This window comes from Pseudomonas sp. NFACC13-1 (genome assembly GCF_900104425.1).
GTDB lineage: Bacteria > Pseudomonadota > Gammaproteobacteria > Pseudomonadales > Pseudomonadaceae > Aquipseudomonas > Aquipseudomonas fluorescens_AA.
The window spans coordinates 30,963-43,986 of sequence record NZ_FMXV01000008.1; the positions used below are offsets into that span (position 1 = coordinate 30,963).

At 60.5% G+C, this 13,024-nt stretch carries 8 protein-coding genes; all 8 read right to left on the reverse strand.

Going from position 1 to position 13,024, the window contains the following annotated elements; genetic code table 11:
* Positions 1-74: 74 nt before the first annotated feature.
* Entirely contained in the window at positions 75-941 is an 867-nt protein-coding gene (locus BLQ55_RS12685; RefSeq protein WP_092254112.1) for a crotonase/enoyl-CoA hydratase family protein, read from the reverse strand.
* Entirely contained in the window at positions 938-3,394 is a 2,457-nt protein-coding gene (locus BLQ55_RS12690) for a CaiB/BaiF CoA-transferase family protein (protein WP_092254344.1), read from the reverse strand. The genes BLQ55_RS12685 and BLQ55_RS12690 overlap by 4 nt, the downstream gene beginning before the upstream one ends.
* Before the next feature lie 155 nt (positions 3,395-3,549).
* Positions 3,550-4,380 carry an alpha/beta fold hydrolase gene (locus BLQ55_RS12695; RefSeq protein WP_256326568.1) on the reverse strand — a complete coding sequence of 277 codons (831 nt, stop codon included), beginning with the start codon at positions 4,378-4,380 and terminating at the stop codon, positions 3,550-3,552.
* 374 nt (positions 4,381-4,754) lie between these two features.
* Positions 4,755-7,307: a LuxR C-terminal-related transcriptional regulator gene (locus BLQ55_RS12700; RefSeq protein WP_092254116.1), complete on the reverse strand. Its 2,553-nt coding sequence runs from the start codon at positions 7,305-7,307 to the stop codon at positions 4,755-4,757.
* Positions 7,308-7,424: 117 nt separating this feature from the next.
* Complete coding sequence (locus BLQ55_RS12705) at positions 7,425-8,225, reverse strand: enoyl-CoA hydratase-related protein (RefSeq protein WP_092254118.1); 801 nt, start codon at positions 8,223-8,225, stop codon at positions 7,425-7,427.
* 43 nt (positions 8,226-8,268) lie between these two features.
* Positions 8,269-9,555, reverse strand: coding sequence for a 3-hydroxyacyl-CoA dehydrogenase NAD-binding domain-containing protein (locus BLQ55_RS12710; RefSeq protein ID WP_143011725.1), 1,287 nt, complete (start codon positions 9,553-9,555; stop codon positions 8,269-8,271).
* The gene (locus BLQ55_RS12715) at positions 9,552-11,711 is read right to left on the reverse strand and encodes a 3-hydroxyacyl-CoA dehydrogenase NAD-binding domain-containing protein (RefSeq protein WP_092254122.1); all 2,160 of its coding nucleotides are present in this window, start codon (positions 11,709-11,711) and stop codon (positions 9,552-9,554) included. Before BLQ55_RS12715 ends, BLQ55_RS12710 begins: the two co-directional genes overlap by 4 nt.
* Before the next feature lie 19 nt (positions 11,712-11,730).
* Complete coding sequence (locus tag BLQ55_RS12720) at positions 11,731-12,936, reverse strand: acetyl-CoA C-acetyltransferase (protein ID WP_092254124.1); 1,206 nt, start codon at positions 12,934-12,936, stop codon at positions 11,731-11,733.
* Positions 12,937-13,024 lie beyond the last annotated feature (88 nt).

Genomic DNA, 13,024 nt, shown 5'->3' on the forward strand with positions numbered 1-13,024 from the left:
CATCGTCGGATGCGACGATTTTCCCTTTCCGCATCAGAAAGGCGCGCCTCAAACGCGCCAGAACCAGCCGGTTTTCAATGAAATTCGGGCTCGCCATTCCAGTCGAAACACGTCGGCAAGTCAGTGGAAACCCGAAGTGGGAAGTTCGCGGGACGTTTTTCCAGGAACGAGGCAATTCCTTCCCGCGCATCCAGGGAGCGCCCCCTGTCCTGCACCGCGCGACTGTCCAGTTGATGCGCGGCCATCGGATGCTCCACCGAGCTCATTCGCCAGATCATTTGCCGGGTGACGGCGAGGGAAACCGGGGCGCTGTGCTCGACGAAACTGCGGGCCATGTCCTTGGCCGCGTCCAACAATTTTTCGGGAGCGTGGGTGGAGTGCAGCAGACCTCTGGCCAAGGCTTCGTCAGCATTGACCAGCCGGCCGGAATAACACCACTGCAATGCCGTGGAGATACCCACCGCCTTTGACAGAAACCACGAAGAAGCCGCTTCCGGGACGATCCCGCGGCGCGCAAAAACGAAACCGAATCGTGCCTCACTGGACGCCAGGCGCACGTCCATTGCCAGCTGTAGGGTGGCGCCCACGCCCACCGCCACGCCGTTGACCGCAGCGATGATCGGCTTGAGGCTGCGAAAGATGCGCAAGGTCAGCAAGCCGCCCTCATCGCGAAACACTTCGTCCGCGCCTTCGCTGGTGTCGTAATCGAAACTCCCCGAACCGGCCGAAAGATCGGCCCCGGCACAGAACGCGCGCCCGGCCCCGGTAACAATCACCGCGCGCACACTGTCCGCGCTGTCGGTGTAGTCGAGAGCGGCGATAAATTCATTGACCATCTCGGAGGTGAATGCATTGAGCTTGTCAGGACGATTGAGGTACAGCACCGCGATACCGTCGTCATCGAGCTTGAGGAAAAGGCTGTTGAAGCGAGGGCACATCATGGCTGTGGCTCCTTGCGTAACAAACGGTCGGTTTCAGCGACCAGCAACTCGACAATCTGCGCGGATGCCGGTTCCAGTACCCCTTCGCGCACCAGCTCGGCGCAACGGCTATCGTCGAGACCCAGCAGGTTGCGGGCAATGTCCAGGGTATGCTGGCCCGGGAAAGGCGCAGGACGAATAAGCGGTTCAGGCAGAGGGCCCAGGGCCGGGGTATTTTCGGTGAGCAGCGGCGCATCGAGACCGGGCTGATGCAGCACTTTGAAAAAGTGCCGAGCGCGCAGCTGTGGGTCGTCGGCCAACTGGTCCAGGCGCAGCATGTTGCCTGCTGGCACACCCGACGCCTGGAGCACATCGCGTACCTGGAACGGAGTGCGTTGCGCGGTCCACTGTGCGACGCCAGCCTCCAATTCTTCGGCCTGCAGCAAGCGCCCTGCACGTGTGTTCAAGCGCGCGTCCTTCAACCAGTCAGCGCGCTCCATCGCCAGGCACAGCTGACGCCATTGATGGTCGTTCTGCACGCTAATGGCACACCACTCATCATCACCGTGGCAGCCAAAGACATTGTCCGGAGCGTCGAAGCGGCCGCGATTGCCTTGGGCCGTGAACGCCCCAGGCACAATGGATTCGTGCAGAAAGTCAGTGGCGAGCGTGGCCAGAATAGTTTCTGCCTGACAGACGCTGACGCGCCCTCCTCGTCCGGTTCGTTTGCGCCGCAGCAAGGCCGCTGCAATGGCAGCAGCAGAAACACGCGCTGCAAAATGGTCGGGAAATATGGTGGTACTGTCGCTGTATCCATCGACCTGCTGCGGGTAGCGCCACAACCAGGTCAACCCTGTCGCGGCGCGCACCAACGGGCCGTATCCCATACTCTGGCTTGCCGGCCCGTGGTTACCCAGGGCACTGCTGTCAGCCATGATAATGTCGGGCTTGATCATCGATAGCACGTCATAGCCGATGCCCAGCGACTCCAGGGTACCGGGCTTGAAATTGGACAACACCACATCCGCCTGGACAACCAGTTGCTTGAACACCTCGATGCCACGAGGATCGCGCAGATTCAGACCAAACGACTGCTTGCCACGAGAGCCCTGGGCAAACGAAATGGTCATGGGACGGTTGTCCATCGACTGGCGCAGGCCATCCGGGTAAGCAAGGCTTTCGATTTTGATCACCTCGGCCCCCTGATCGGCCAGCAAGCGACCCAGTTCAGCCCCTGCGACAATCACTCCCAGATCCAGAACCCGCAGGCCACTGAAGGGACGCCGCAAGGTCGCCTTCGAATTACCCGTGGCGGTCGCAGCATTTCGTTGCAGGCAATCGCCCGGCGTGTGCTGGCCCAGCAGGGGCGCCGGACCACGCACGCCCGCCTGTTGGCCGTCGATTTCGAGAAACCCGAACGGCACGCGCCCGCGCGCCTGTTCGCTCAGTGACAGCTCGACGAAACTGTCGCGCGCCCGGAAATGTGGATCTTCCAGCACTTGCGCCGGCGTCGACACGGCGGCGATGGGCACGCCTCTGCGCTGCCCTTCGGCAACCAGTTCGGCGACGTCACGCAAACGAAACAACTCGGCGATCACCGCATTGATTTCGCGAATCACCTTGAAGCGCTTGGCGAGATTGGCATACGACGGATCGGTAAAGGGATGATCGTCCCCCAACCATAGGCTCATGCCCTGCCACTGACGAGGATTGAGCAGGCAGATACGTACGGCACCGTCTCGACACGGGAAGATCGGGTAGCCGTTGCCTATCGGCGGGCGACCACGGGGGGCCAGTTCAAGGGCGCTGCGCCCGCCCGCCGCACTGCCTGTTACCCCCATGCCGGGATCGAGGATCTGCAGGGTCGCTTCGTAAACAGAGAAATCGAAGCACCCACCCAGTCCACCGTTGCTCACATTCCACAGCGCCGCCAACGCAACCCAGGCCGCTTGCAGTGCAGCGGTTTCGTAGGCCAATTCTCCCGGAGGTAACAGCGGCGTGGCACCTTTGAGTCCGGAACGCGCGAGCACCCCACCCATCGCCAGAAGCACTGCATTGCTGGCGGTGAACCCCGCATAGGGCCCGCTGCGGCCAAAATCGGTGAGGCTCAAGGTCACCAGGTCCGGCCTCAATCGCGCTTGCAGGCCGGTCTGCTGCAGCCAGTCAGCGGGTGTCGATTCGAGGAAAATGTCGGCCGTGTCGATCAATGCGCCGAGGCTTTGCACGCCGGTCTGGCTGTCGAGTTCCAGTTCGACGCTGCGCTTGTTGGCGTTGTGGCTGGCAAAGTGCAGGCTGACGCCGTCATGCAACGGCGGCTTCAAGCGCGATGTCAGGCCCCCACGAGGCTCGATCAACAACACCTCGGCACCCAGGTCGGCCAGAAATCGCCCACAGGTCTCCAAATTGCCGTATGTCAGTTCGACGACGCGAACACCGGACAACGGCAGGTTCGATTGCACAGTGGAAGTGTCCATATTGGGGCCCCTTTTCTGATCATGCGCCATCGCCAGGTGCAGCACCTTGCACAACGCAAGGCGTAGCCTGGTACGAGCGAGACAGGGGAAGTATCGGGCAGCGACGGGATCGCAGACCTCATCGTTTCCGACGATTTTCGAGGGTAGATCGGCGATTAACCGGAGAACTGCGGGACAGGTGAATCCAGGTTGTCGATAAAGGCGCGGATTGCGCCATTGAACGCATCGTTACGATCCCCGGCGACCATGTGCCCGGCGCCCTCGACATCGACGCAGCGGGCGTGAGGTATCAAATCGATAAGCTGGCCAGCGGCCTCGCTGCTGACCACATCACTTTGTTTGCCGCGTACCAGCAAGGTCGGCACTCGTACGCGTTGTGCCGCACGCTCCATGCGAGCGGTCATGACTGTCGCATCGATGCGCTTGTCGCCTACCTGAAAGGCCGGGTCCCAGTGCCAGTAAAGGCGCCCGTCCTCGCCTTCTCGCAGGTTCTTCATCAGGCCCTCGCTGGAGCGCGGCGTCGGTCGGTTCGGCAAGTAGCGCGCCACCGCATCCGCGGCCTGCTGGACATTGTCGAAGCCTTTCATGTTGCCTTGCATGAAGTCGCGAATCTGCGCGACCCCCTTGGTGGACATGCGCGGCACCACATCAACCAGTACCAGCGCACGGGCCAGGCCAGACTCGGCTTCACCTACGGTTACCAGCGCGGTCGCGCCACCAAGCGAAGCGCCGATGATCACCGGCGGCTGTTGCAGGGTGGCGACAACTGCTCGCAAGTCCGCAACGAAGGCCTCCAACGAATAATCACCGTCCCGGGCCCAATCACTTTCGCCGTGGCCGCGCAGGTCCAATGACACCACGTGATAACCGGCACGGGTCAGGTCTGCGGCTGCTTGCCCCCATGAATGGCGGGTCTGGCCACCACCGTGCAGCAACACGATGCTTTTCTCGCCAGGGCAGCCACCCACATCGGCAGCCAGGCGCACGCCACGGTCTCCCACAAGAGATGCACGAGCCAGTTTGGTTGAATCAACAAAGGGTACTGAACCTTGTGGTTGCATGTTTCGCCTCAAGCAGTTTTTGTCGTAGTAGGCGAATCGACCCGCGATGTCTTGTGCCATCGCGTAACCGGTATCGGGCAGAAGGCCCTGACAGATCAAGGCTCCCAACACCTCGCCAAGGGCTTGAAACGAGTATCGGCGAGGTCATGAAAGCGGGCATCGTCGTAACCGACGAATCAACCGGCGATGCATTGCGCCAGCTTACCCCCGAGAGCCCGAAGACATCCTTCGACACCTTGTTCGCAGCGGTTTGCTGCGCAGCCCTTAGCCTGGCGGCGCCTCGTGGATTTTGACGAGCATCAGACCGCGATCAAGCCATCGCGACGAGCGATGGCCAAGGCTTCCAGACGGCTTCGAGCGTTGAGTTTTGCGTTGATACTGCGCAAGTGGGTACGGACAGTGCTCTCGGATACGAAGAGTTTTTCTGCCAAGGCAATGTTGCTCTGGCCGCCGGCCAATAGTGCGAGAACCTGCAGTTCCTTGGACGTCAGGTTCGCCGCAGCCTCGCCAGGACAATCGGGCATCTTCAGACCACTGCCCGCTACCAGCCGCTGCGCGAAATCCCTGCGCTGGGCTGCCGCCTGGCTGGCACGCAGGGCCAATGCCAACGCGGCTTTTCCCTCATCGCGGAACGCCTGGATCAACCCGCGTGGTTCGGCAAAATCCAGCGCAGCTTCCATGACCTTCAGCGCCGCATGTTCGTTGTTGCGTTGCTCTAATGCCATGGCCAGCAGAATGCGCAATGTCAACGCCCGGCGCTCACGCCCGGCGGCCAGCGCCTGCTCCAGCGCTTGCGATAATTGCTCGGGCAGGTACTCGATTTTATCTTCTGCCAGACGAACCCGCGCATCCATCAGTTCCCAGGTGTCGTTGTCGCTGGGCAAAAAACTGAAGTCACGAATAAACGCCGCGCCTTCATTACTGTGCAGGGCCTGCAACTGCTCACGGGCCAAATCGACGTCGCCGCGAATCAGCGCACAGCGCACCTCTTCCAGTCTGGCGCAAAACACCAAGCGGGCCATTTTCCCGGCACGTCCCAAACATTCCAGGGATGCCAGCGTCACCTGGGCCTGACCGCTGTCACCGCGCGCCATGAGAATCCGGGCATGGAGCTTGTACGCCAGGATGATCTGATCAAGCAGGCCGGTTTGCCGCAATAACGGCATGTGCAATTCGAGCAGTGCCAGCACCTCATCGCAGCATCCCATCTCGTAGAGCGCCAGCGCCTCCAACATCGCCATCAACGAATTACCGCGCCGCGCCTTACCAGATCCGCAGTCGTGATTAAGCATCTGTTGCAACTGCTCGCGCGCCGCCTCAGGTTGCCCCCTGAAGAGGCAAAGCATGGACCTGATGGACGCCGCATAGGCGTCGACAAAGATACCCGCATGCTTCACCACGCCTTGCGCCAGGCTCTGCTCGGCCTGTGCAAATTTGCCGCAGACTAAATGGGCAAGCGCCACCGTGCAGTTGTTCATACCTTGGGCAAAGGGGTTCGCCGAGTCTTCCTCCAGCCACAGTTCGGCGCGTGCGCTCAGTACCTCGACATGATCGCGGGTACTCAGCCAGGTCAGTTCCAGCGCCTGAACGGTGCGCTCCTGCTCTGCAGCCATCGGCCTTTGCCGCAGATGCTGGACAATTCTGCGAGCGACATCCTGATCGCTGATAAACAATTTCGCCCACGCCAGGGTGAGTTGCAGGCGTGGTGCTTCAGCCAAATGGCCTTCGCTATCCAGCGCCTCCAGCCAACGCGCCAGCGAGCGCATGCGACCGGCGCACAGCAAAGCGTTGTCGTGTTGTGCCAGAAGCCCCAGCAGCAACCGCCGATCCCCCATATGGAAGGCGTGTTCCAGGGCCGGTTCCAGCGCTTGACTGTCGAGCAGGGTCTCCAGCGCCGCGCGATGCAGTTCCCGCACCCGGTGTGCGGCGATGCGCCGGTGCATGCTGCGCAGGACGAACAATAAAGGACGAGGAAAACCAGTGCTGGAGCGCACCAGAAGATCATGCTCGCAGCCCAGCTTGCGTAACATCTGAGCGCTGCCAGGTTGACCGCGCATGCTGTCAATCAGCTCTGGCTGCATAGGGTCTACGGTACTGGCATCCAGTACAAAGGCAAGTAACCCGGGCTCCAGGGCACTGAGCAGCTCTTCTTCAAACCACTCCTGCAGGAGCCGTTGCACATCCAGGACGCTGTCGCCTGGGTCGCTTGCGCACAACAACGCCACCACCGCAGGCCACCCCTCGGTGAAACGCCAAAGCGTCATCAATGCAGCCGCATTCAGAGGTTTTTCTGCTTGGGTAAGAGCTGCACGCAACTCGTCGAGGGTGAACAACATGTCCCCCAGACGCAGTGCCTGGTCATGTCCGGCGCTGATCCCCGGATGAAATGTCTGCAGTGGTCGACGACTGGCGATGACCAGGCGACCTTGCGGCGGGAGGCTGTTCAGGCACTGCTCCAACGCCTCGGTCTCGCGCTTGAGCACCTCATCGGCGTCATCAATGAAAATCACGAACCGCGAACGCGACTTGCCCATCGACGAAAAGCGGGCAAATAGTGACAGCAGGCTTGCACGAATTGAGCCTCCGGCCAGCCTGCCGGTATTGAGTGAAAGCAGGGCTGACTGTGTGCCTGGGGGCAACGCCCGGATAAGTTGCTCGATCAGGACCGACTTACCGCTACCCGCCGGTCCCCGAATCAAAGTCACCTTATGACGTTCGATATTATCAAGCAATGGAATGATCAGTCGAGGACGCACCAAAGGCTGCAGCCGGACCGCGCTAACGGCCAGCAAAGCGTACACGCTATGGAAGTCATAACCCTTACAGCTCTCGTCAGATAAGAGAATAGACATCGCGTTCAGTACTCGGGCGGCAAAGGCTCAGAGCAGTGATCCTGGCCTTTTTTTATTGTTGTGATGCCCTAGGCTAAACCTAATTTAAATAGTTACGCAATTACTCTTAACGTGAAATTATGGAAAAACCGGAACGCGCTTCGCCATAAAGGCCGCGATGCCCTCCTGAAACTCGTCCCGGGCAATCAATTGCCGTTGGCGGTCAGCTTCATAACGCAACTGTTCTTCAAGCGTATGGTCTTGTGCGTTGCGCAAAGATGCCTTGAGTTCTGCGGTGGCATGGCGCGGGGCAGCCCCCAGGCGTGTCGCCAGTTCATGGGCGACCGTCATCAAATCGGCATCTTCGACGCAGGACCAGATCATCCCCCAGGCGGCGGCCTGCTCCGCGCTGATGCGCTCGCCCAGCAACAGCAAGGCCAGTGCCCGCGCCTCACCCAGCATACGCGGTAGCATCCAGGTCATCCCCAAATCGGGGACGATGCCCAGACGCGGAATAAACGGCATCAGAAAACCGGCTGATTTACCGGCAACCACAATATCGGCCGCCAGTGCCAGACTTGCCCCAGCCCCGGCGGCGATACCATTGACGGCAGCCACAATCGGTATCGGCGATGCACGCAACTCCAGAATGAGCGGATTGGACTGTTCAATCATGGCCCGGTAGGTCTCTTCAGCCTGGGACCTGCCGTCACCCTTGGCGAGAATATCGGCCAGGTCCGCGCCGGCACTGAAAGCGCGCCCTGCACCCGTCACGATTAATGCCCTTACCTGCTGTTGGTCCTTCAAATGCGCCAGGATGTGGCGAATTTCTGCCTGCATTGGACCTGTCAGCCCGTTGAGTTTGTCAGGAAGGTTCAGGGTCAATACGCCAACGGTTCCAGCGGCCTGGTAACGAATAAAATGCAAAGACTCGGTCATCGGGGGTAGTCCTTTGTAAGAAGAGAAAGTAACAATCGGGACGCTAATGGACATCGTCCCTGGGATAGAAACGGCCATTGCCTGACGCAAGGTCCACCAGCATCGGCGGCGGCCTGTAGGCTTCGCCCAGGCCCATGTAACGCTCACAGCGTGCCTGTACTTCCCGCAGGCCCAAATCATCGGCGTAGCGCAGGATGCCTGCGTGCCGTGGTGGGAAGCCGATGCCTAGCGCCAGTGCGCGGTCAAGTTCGGCAGCGCTGTCCACCACGGACTCCTGCAAGGCATGCACAGACTCCACGATCATTGGCAGCATCAACCGATCGATGATCTGCGTGTCGTGCAATTGCCGAGCAGTGCCCGACAGCTGTTCGCGCAACAACTGCCGGGCGAGCGGATTGCTTTTGCGTGCTGCGCGCGAGTGATGTTCAAGCGGATGCAGATAGAAACCCGCGCCGCGCTTTTGACCATAAATGCCGGCAGCAAGGAGCACACGAAAAGCGTTGCGCTCGATAGGTGGCATCCGTTCCGGATAGCTGGCGAATATAAGGTCGCAGGACGAAGTCCCGATATCCAACCCCACCACGTCTTCCAGATAGGCCGGTCCCATTGGCCAACCAAACGCCTCTGCGACCCGGTCGATGCGTTCGTAGTCCACGCCATCGGCAAGCAAGCGCAAGAAAGCATGGATGTAAGCCATCAGGATGCGATTAACCAAAAAACCGGGACCATCGCGCACCACGATGGGGGTCTTGCCCATCGCTAGCGCCTGGTTGACTGCCGTCTGTACAGCGTAATCACTGCTCGACCGGCCCCGGATGACTTCGACAAGGGGCATCGCTGGCGCCGGGTTGAAGAAATGCATACCGGCAAAATTTTCCGGACGCTGCAGCGCAGTAGCCAGATCATCGATGCGCAACGAAGAAGTGTTGCTCAGCAACACCGCGTCTTCGGCAAGCAAACCTTCGATTTCGCCGAGCACCTTGTTTTTCAGCCCTAGGTTATCCACCACCGCCTCTATCACTACATTGGCGTGTTCAAAACCTTGGTAGTCCAGCTGTGTGTGAATCGCGCTGCGGATGCTGTTGGCTCGCTCGCTATCGGTGTAGCGTGCCAGCAGCCGCTCAACTTCGCGCATCGACTGCTGCAATGCCGCGGGGCGCACATCCTTGACCCGCACCGGCAGGCCATGCGCGGCACAGGTGTAGGCGATGCCAGTCCCCATAACTCCCGCCCCCACCACGCAGGTTCGCATCAGCAAGTCATTTGATGAGCCGAATGTATCGCGTCGTGACGACTCGAAACAAACACCTGGCGCCTGCTCGCGTTTCAATTCGGGCTCCGGGCCAGACCCGGGTGAAAGGTCTGTTGCTCGGCCGCACGATTGCGCAGCCAGGCTGATGGGCGATAACGCTCACCACAGAGCTCGGCAAAGTGCTCGCAGTTGGCGACGAAAGCAGCAGCCCCGAGGGTATCAATGTATGACAGCACACCACCCGTCCAGCTCGGGAAACCTACCCCCAGCGTCGAGCCAAGATCGGCATCGGCCGCATCGGTGACCACGCCCTCTTCCATACACCGGGCCGATTCAAGCGCCTGGATCGTCAGGAAACGCAAGCGCAATGCTTCCAGGGCGGGCTGTTGCACGGCCACCGGATAATGCCGGGAAAGTTCCGGCCACAGATACTTAGGCCCACCCTCGGGATACTCGTAGAACCCCCGGCCTGACCGACGGCCGGAACGCCCGAACTCATGCACCATGGTTTTCACCAGGTCGATGGCCGCGCCGCGCTGGAAACGCTCGTCCAGCCCCAGTTCGATGGCTTGCCGGTTGACGTTCAACTGCAGCGTCAGTGACACCTCGTCCGCAACCGCAAGCGGACCGACTGGCATACCTGCCTGACGCGCCGCCTGTTCAATCAGGGCTGGCGCCACACCTTCCTTGAGCATCATGAAGCCTTCGTCGACAAAGCTGCCGAACACACGGCTGGTGAAGAATCCAGGGCTGTCGTGAACCACAATCGGGGTCTTGCGCAACTGCCCGACAAGATCCATTGCGGCGGCCAGCGTTGCATTGCTGGTGGCCTCTGCGCGAATGATCTCGACCAGAGGCATGCGCTCGACCGGCGAGAAAAAATGCAGGCCAATAAATGTATCGGGACGAGGAAAACCTTTTGCCAAACGAGCAATCGGCAGCGTCGAGGTATTGCTGGCAAACAAGGCACCGGCTGGCATCGCCGCGACGGCCTTGGCCGTGACATCCGCCTTGACAGCCAAGTCCTCGAACACGGCTTCGATAACCCACTCGACATTCGCCAGTTCCGCATAATCGGCGGTTGGCCGAATGCGCGCCAATGCTTCATCAGCTTTACTCTGAGCCAGTTGGCCGCGCTCAATCTGACGAGCAAGATCTCCGGCCAACCGGGTGTGAGCGGCCCGGGCCTGCTCCAGGGACGTATCCAATAGCACCACGTCCATGCCCGCCAATGCGGCGACACGCGCAATACCAGCACCCATCTGCCCAGCACCCAACACGCCAATACGGCTGAATTGGCGGCTATCGAAACTTGCCGGGCGCCGCACCAATTTCTCGGCCGCCGACTTGTTGATGAATTGGGTACGAATCAAATTGCGCGACACCGGGTTGGTCAGCAATTGCGCGAAATAATTGCGCTCAATGCACAGCCCCGTGTCGATATCGACGACCATACCCTCACTGACACAGGACAGAATCGCCAACGGTGCCGGGTAGTTGCCGCGTGACGCCACATGCGCCTGAAGGATCTTTGCGGTCAATGGTCCATGGGGATACGCCAGCGTCGCGAGATCGCGTGATTTCCAGCCTTTGCGATCCCAGGGCTGACAAGCATCCGGATTGACCAGTACCCAGGCTTTCGCACGGGAAACTACTTCTTCGGGGGAAGCCAACTCATCGACAATACCGAGTTTGAGCGCTTGCTCCGGCCCGACTGGCTTGCCATCAAGTAACATTGGCAGTGCTTGCGCGACACCGATCAACCGCGCCAGACGCTGAGTACCACCACCACCAGGCAGTAGACCAACAGTCACTTCAGGTAGACCGATCAGCGCATCGGGAGCATTGCTCAGCACCCGATAGTGCGTGCCCAACGCCAGTTCCAGACCACCACCCAAGGCCAGTCCGCCGATGGCTGTAGCAACAGGCTTGCCCAGTGTTTCGATACGTCGCGTCAGATTCTGCAAGTACGCACTTTGGTCACGCGCCTCGACTTTACTGGTGCCTCGTTCGAACGCTTCGACCAGTGCCATCAGGTCGGCGCCAGCGATAAATCCGCGTGTTTTGGCCGAATGGATCACCACACCTTTGACCACGTCATCGCCGGCCAACTGAGTGAACAGCGCAACCAACTCGCGTTGCAACTGCGGGGTGAGGATGTTCAGGCTACGACCCGGCACGTTGATACCGATCAGCGCGACGCCGTCTTCGACTCTGTACTCGATGGTTTCCATGGGTAATTCACTCCTGCCCTCAAATTCGCTCGATGACGGTTGCCGTAGCCATGCCAGCCGCCGCACACAATGTGATCAGCGCACGCTTGCCGCCGCGCCGCTCCAGTTCATCCAGTGCCGTGCCGACCAGCATGGCGCCAGTGGCGCCAAGGGGATGGCCCATCGCGATGGAGCCGCCATTGACGTTGATTCGCCCATGCTCGACGCCGGTATCCTGCATGAAGCGCATCACCACAGAAGCGAAGGCTTCATTGACTTCGAACAGGTCGATATCGTCAAAACCGAGGCCCAGGCGCTGCAGTAATTTCGCACTGCACGGCGCGGGGCCGGTCAGCATTATGGTCGGTTCGCTGCCAATGGACTGGAAGCCGAGAATGCGTCCTCTCGGAACGAGGCCGCTGCGCTGGCCGAAGCCGCGACTGCCAATCAATACCGCACTGGCGCCGTCAACAATGCCTGAAGAGTTGCCACCGGTATGGACATGCGCAATGCGTTCCACCTCGGGATAACGCTGCAGCGCCAGAGCGTCATAGCCTGACTCGCCCATTGCAGTGAACGCCGCCTTCAACTTGGCCAGATCTTCAAGTCGCGTGCCGGGACGCATGTGCTCGTCTTGCCTGAGCAGCACTTCACCGATCACATCGCGCACCGGCACCACCGAGCGAGCGAAGTAGCCCTGTTCCCATGCGTGTGCGGCCCGGCGCTGACTCTCCACAGCGAAGCTGTCAACGTCCTGACGGCTGTAGCCATCGAGGGTCGCGATCAGGTCGGCGCCGATCCCTTGCGGTGTGTAGTAGGACTTCCAGTTGGTTTGTGGGTCGGCATACCAAGGGCCGCCATCCCCTCCCATCGGCGTGCGGGACATCGACTCCACACCACCAGCCACAATCGCATCGGCTTGCCCCATGGCGACCACGGCGGCGGCGAGGTTGACCGACTCCAGTGCCGAGGCACAAAAGCGGTTGATCTGCTGACCCGGCACCGCCTGGTCGTAGTCGGCGACGATGGCGGCAAGACGTCCCAGGTTGGCCCCTTGCTCGCCGATGGGCGCGACACAACCAAGGATGACATCGCCCACTTCAGTGGTGTCCAGGCGATTGCGCTCACGCAGTGCGATCAGGGTTTGCGCGGCCAATTGGACTGGGGTGATTTGAGCCAGTGCTCCGTCCAGGCGCCCCCTGCCACGGGGCGTTCGGATGTGGTCGTAAATGTATGCGTCGGTCACAGGGCGACTCCGATTCAATACGTCAATGTGCTCCCGGCTGGGAGCGAACGCTTCACATGCTAGCGCCACGCTCTTTCCGCGCCGTCGT

Coding starts and splice junctions, on each gene's coding strand:
- BLQ55_RS12715 (WP_092254122.1), bottom strand. CDS start 11,711: ATGGAAACCATCGAGTACAGAGTCGAAGACGGCGTCGCGCTGATCGGT.
- BLQ55_RS12700 (WP_092254116.1), bottom strand. CDS start 7,307: ATGTCTATTCTCTTATCTGACGAGAGCTGTAAGGGTTATGACTTCCAT.
- BLQ55_RS12705 (WP_092254118.1), bottom strand. CDS start 8,225: ATGACCGAGTCTTTGCATTTTATTCGTTACCAGGCCGCTGGAACCGTT.
- BLQ55_RS12690 (WP_092254344.1), bottom strand. CDS start 3,394: ATGGACACTTCCACTGTGCAATCGAACCTGCCGTTGTCCGGTGTTCGC.
- BLQ55_RS12685 (WP_092254112.1), bottom strand. CDS start 941: ATGATGTGCCCTCGCTTCAACAGCCTTTTCCTCAAGCTCGATGACGAC.